Genomic DNA, 4,153 nt, shown 5'->3' with positions numbered 1-4,153 from the left:
AGTTTTTCAGTGCCCTCGTATTCAACCGACTCATGCCTTTTAATTTTGACTTAACCCGATTGTGATAATAATGGATACATTTTTCAAACTCTTGTTTAAAGTGCTCTATACTCTCAAACGCTGTTAAATAAACAATAATTAGATTGAATAATACCAAAGAAATTTTCAATCTTTCTCTATCTGTATTTAACCTAGAATACAAGATTCTTTCATTTTTATTACCGGCTATATTTGAAAAACCGTATGTTTTTTATCTCAAATTAATTATATCTATAAATTTAAGAAAAATTCTGTTATAAGATGCATCAGTGCAAGTTATTAAATTCTTTATCGGATTTATGTCAGTTACAGTCATATATCTAGTAAGCAAATGACCATCTCTATAATAAGTAATCAATATCTTCTCTTCAGAAAGAAATGAACATAATAACTTGTTTTCAATAATTTCTTGTTCGTCTTGGGTTAATGTAGGGCGCTCCACTTTTGTTTGTTTTTTAACAATCTTACCAATACCGATGAATTTCTTCGGTACCGAAGCGAATGGAGTCCGCTTAACCATTTCTTTTCCTTTTGGCATATTTGTATCGTTCATGCTATATATCTCCCTAATTGCTATTAATAACTGTATCATTATATCAAATTTTGGAGATGTTGGGATTGTTTATGTAATTATAAAATAAACATTTAGAGGTTTTTTGCTCCTTATAAAATCAAATATCAGATATTATTGATCCAAACATTTTAAATAATGCTGATTTAGTGGTTACTCTTTGTAGTCATGCGGATTCTGTGTGTCCGTCTACACCTCCACATGTTAATCGTGTTCATTGGGGGTAGTTCAATGTGCAACCTTTTCGAATAAACGACTGTCTTTATTTGAAAATAAAGGTGCATCTATAAACCCATAATGATAAACTAAAATACCTAATTCCACTCTAGAATTAATATGCCATTTCTCTTTAATATGATTAATAATCGTTGAAATTCTTCTAGGGCTAACATATATTTTACTGGAAATTTCTGCATCCGTTAATCCTTGTGCTACATAAATAGCCACTTCTAACTCTCTTTCGGTTAACATTTTGTTCATAAAATAAGCTCCTCCGAAATGATTAAAATAAAAATCAAAAGAAACTATTATTTGAAATAAAGCTAAAAATCATATTCAATACCCTTTATTCCTTTTAAGTGTAATAATTTCTCTCATTGCGATACAAGTTTGTAAAAGAAACTATAAATCAATATAATTAGTAATTGCAACTATACTAATTTTACATTACATTAAAAGTTAGAAAATATTCTTATACTCATAAATTGTTACATTTGAGGGGGAGAAATGGAATTCTACAATCTCGGTAGTGTTATTAAAGAACTTAGAAAGAAAAAAAAAATATCACAATCTGAATTATGTCATGGAATATGTTCACAAAGTCAAATTAGTAAGATAGAAAAAGGTATTATTTATCCATCTAGCATATTGTTGTATCAATTATCTGAAAGACTTGGTATTGATCCGAATTATATATTTGCGCTAACTCAAAACAAAAAATTAAAATATGTAGAAAATGTAAAATGTGTAATAAGAGATTGCATAAAGCAAAAACAATATAAAGAACTTTATGAAATAGTGAAAAAAGAGAAAAACGAAAATAATTTCCAGTCAAAAGAAGATAAACAATTTCTAATATGGCATGAAGCAATTGCTATATTTAGGGTGAATAGATCAACAAAAACTGCTTTAAATCTTTTAAATAATGCATTACAACTAACTTTAACTAATGCTGATTTTTTATCAGAAAGAGAAATAGATATTATGCAGACAATGTCTATATTTCATGGGGAAAACAAAGAATACGAAAAAAGTATTAATATATTAAGAAAATGTTTAACTAATTTTAATAAGTTAGATTTTCCTAGAGATAAAGAAATTAAATTAAAAATCATTTTTAATTTAGCAAAAACTTTAGGCCAGACAAATCAACATGAAGAAGCAATAAAATACAGTGATATTGGTATCAAATTAGCTATTAATATAAATACTTTCTACCTATTAGGTGAATTATACTATGGAAAAGCTTGGAATTTATTGCGACTTAAACAACCTAATGAAGAAGATGTTGCTAATAACATGAAAAAAGCATTATTTATATTTGAACTAACAGAAAAAGAACATTATATAAAAATGATTAGAGATAAATATATTGAAAAACAAGAATAAAAAAGAGACAACTTTGATATGAACTATCCTTTATTGTAATTTATTTTTTGAAAAAATTGCTGTAATACGAACTATTCCTTATTGAGGTTTACTGTTAAACTAATTGCTGTAATAGTAGATAAAAATAAAGGGTGGCATTTTATGAAATCAAGAGGGATTACTCGTAAAGCAGATAGCATGGGGCGTATTGTTATTCCAATGGAAATAAGACGGAGTTTAGGAATTGTAGAAAAAGATGCTCTAGAAATGTTTGTGGAAGAGGATCAAATTATTTTGCGGAAATATCAATCTTCACAAGCTTGTGCAATCACAGGTGATATTTCAAACAGGAATATATCGCTAGCGAATGGGAAGATTGTTGTAAGTCCAGAGGGAACAGAACTGTTAATAAAGAAGTTACAGCAATATCTTTTAAAATAAAAGATAAGTAAGAACTTTAAAATAAAATATACTTGTAAAGAAAGTCCACTATCATTCAGGGGACTTTTTTTATTATAAACACACGTTGTTTAATTGTTACAAATAGAGGGAACCAACCAAAAAATTTAAAATAAGAAAAGTCACCTTACATAAGATACGAGGTTATTAAATCGAGAAAGAAATTAGTTTTAAAGCTTTAAAATAAAAGGAAAATGTTGAACAGTTTATTATTTTATACATAAATATTAATTTAAGGATTATGAGATTTTGTATAGGTACTCATAAATCCCCTAATCAATTGATTAGGGGATTTATGTAAAGCTAAATCGTTTTAATGCTCATATTTCGGTATAATACTATTTAGTTTGAGTACATAATTTTACAATTTGACTTATGTAATTTATCACGTTAAGATGCTTTTATTATAAAAGAAAGGCTTGAAGATAATGATTCGTCGTTTGAGAAAGCTAAAAAATGTCGCTGTCGTATTAAGCTTCTAAGTGAATTGCAAAAATCTATAATACTTAGAAGCGAGGAATATAGTTATGAAGCATCCATTATTTAATCATTGGTCTGAAACAAAGTATTTAAAAGATATAGTAACAAATCCACTTATTGAAGTAGGAGAGTACTCCTATTATTCAGGGTATTATGGACATCAAAATTTTGAAGATGGTTGTGTAAGATATTTATGGGGCGATGCTAAGTCCCAAGCACTTTTCAATCCAATTGAACAGTTGGGTTGGCATCTTGATAAACTCATAATTGGAAATTATGTTTGTATTGCAAGTGGAGTTATCATTTTAATGGGTGGGAATCATAATCATCACTCAGAATGGATTACAGTTTATCCATTCGCTGAGCAAATAGAACAATCATATGAACCAAAGGGCGACACAGTCATTAAAAGCGATGCTTGGATTGGAATGAATGCTATAATAATGCCTGGCGTTACAATCGGTGAAGGTGCAATCGTTGCAGCAGGATCTGTCGTATGTAAAGATGTTCCGCCGTATACAATAGTTGGTGGAAATCCTGCTAAGGAAATAAAGAAACGGTTCACTGATACAGAAATGAATATGCTAATGGAAATGCGTTGGTTTGATTGGGATAGAGAATTGATTGAAAGGGCAATTCCTCTTTTATCTAGTCCGACCATTGAACCATTATTTGCTTTTTATAAAAATGAAGTGAAATATAAATAAATTATCTAGAAAAACTACATTCAATATAGGATGTAGTTTTTTTATTACAAAAAACTAATAGTCTAGAGAATGAAAGTTCATGTATTGATTCTTTCAAAGATGATTGTTTTTAAGGACACGAATAAGTGGATTTGATTTTTTAGTAATAATAAAAAAATCAGATCCACTTTTGAAATTATAACCAACATCTAATTTTACACTCTTGTTTTTCTAGGTCTAACATGTGTCTAAACGTACAATTTCCCGATGGGGACAGGTATATGACTGGTATTCTTTGCGTTGGCAAATCGGCGTGTCCAGATAAGGACAC

At 28.9% G+C, this 4,153-nt stretch carries 5 protein-coding genes and 2 pseudogenes; 4 read left to right on the top strand and 3 right to left on the bottom strand.

Going from position 1 to position 4,153, the window contains the following annotated elements; all coding sequences use genetic code 11:
- Nucleotides 1–170: pseudogene (locus U860_RS36750) on the bottom strand (IS3 family transposase); the annotation flags it as partial.
- Nucleotides 171–250: 80 nt separating this feature from the next.
- Nucleotides 251–592: a YolD-like family protein gene (locus U860_RS0130680; RefSeq protein WP_002171988.1), complete on the bottom strand. Its 342-nt coding sequence runs from the start codon at nt 590–592 to the stop codon at nt 251–253.
- 110 nt (nt 593–702) lie between these two features.
- Between U860_RS0130680 and U860_RS34795 the strand changes: the two are divergent.
- Nucleotides 703–834: pseudogene (locus tag U860_RS34795) on the top strand (arsenate reductase); the annotation flags it as partial.
- A gap of 4 nt (nt 835–838) precedes the next feature.
- Here the strand turns inward: U860_RS34795 and U860_RS0130675 are convergent.
- A complete protein-coding gene (locus U860_RS0130675; RefSeq protein ID WP_002171990.1) occupies nt 839–1,090 on the bottom strand; it encodes a LuxR C-terminal-related transcriptional regulator in 252 nt (83 codons plus the stop codon).
- Nucleotides 1,091–1,336: 246 nt separating this feature from the next.
- Here U860_RS0130675 and U860_RS0130670 point away from each other — a divergent pair, with 246 nt between their 5' ends.
- From U860_RS0130670 to U860_RS0130660, 3 genes are all read left to right on the top strand, one after another.
- Nucleotides 1,337–2,218: a helix-turn-helix domain-containing protein gene (locus tag U860_RS0130670; protein WP_025151460.1), complete on the top strand. Its 882-nt coding sequence runs from the start codon at nt 1,337–1,339 to the stop codon at nt 2,216–2,218.
- Nucleotides 2,219–2,359: 141 nt separating this feature from the next.
- The gene (locus tag U860_RS0130665; RefSeq protein WP_025151459.1) at nt 2,360–2,638 is read left to right on the top strand and encodes an AbrB/MazE/SpoVT family DNA-binding domain-containing protein; all 279 of its coding nucleotides are present in this window, start codon (nt 2,360–2,362) and stop codon (nt 2,636–2,638) included.
- 545 nt (nt 2,639–3,183) lie between these two features.
- Nucleotides 3,184–3,843: a CatB-related O-acetyltransferase gene (locus U860_RS0130660; protein WP_025151458.1), complete on the top strand. Its 660-nt coding sequence runs from the start codon at nt 3,184–3,186 to the stop codon at nt 3,841–3,843.
- Nucleotides 3,844–4,153: the final 310 nt, after the last annotated feature.

Source organism: Bacillus sp. H1a (genome assembly GCF_000633475.1).
Classification (GTDB): domain Bacteria; phylum Bacillota; class Bacilli; order Bacillales; family Bacillaceae_G; genus Bacillus_A; species Bacillus_A paramycoides.
This window is presented reverse-complemented; position numbering and strand designations above follow the sequence as displayed.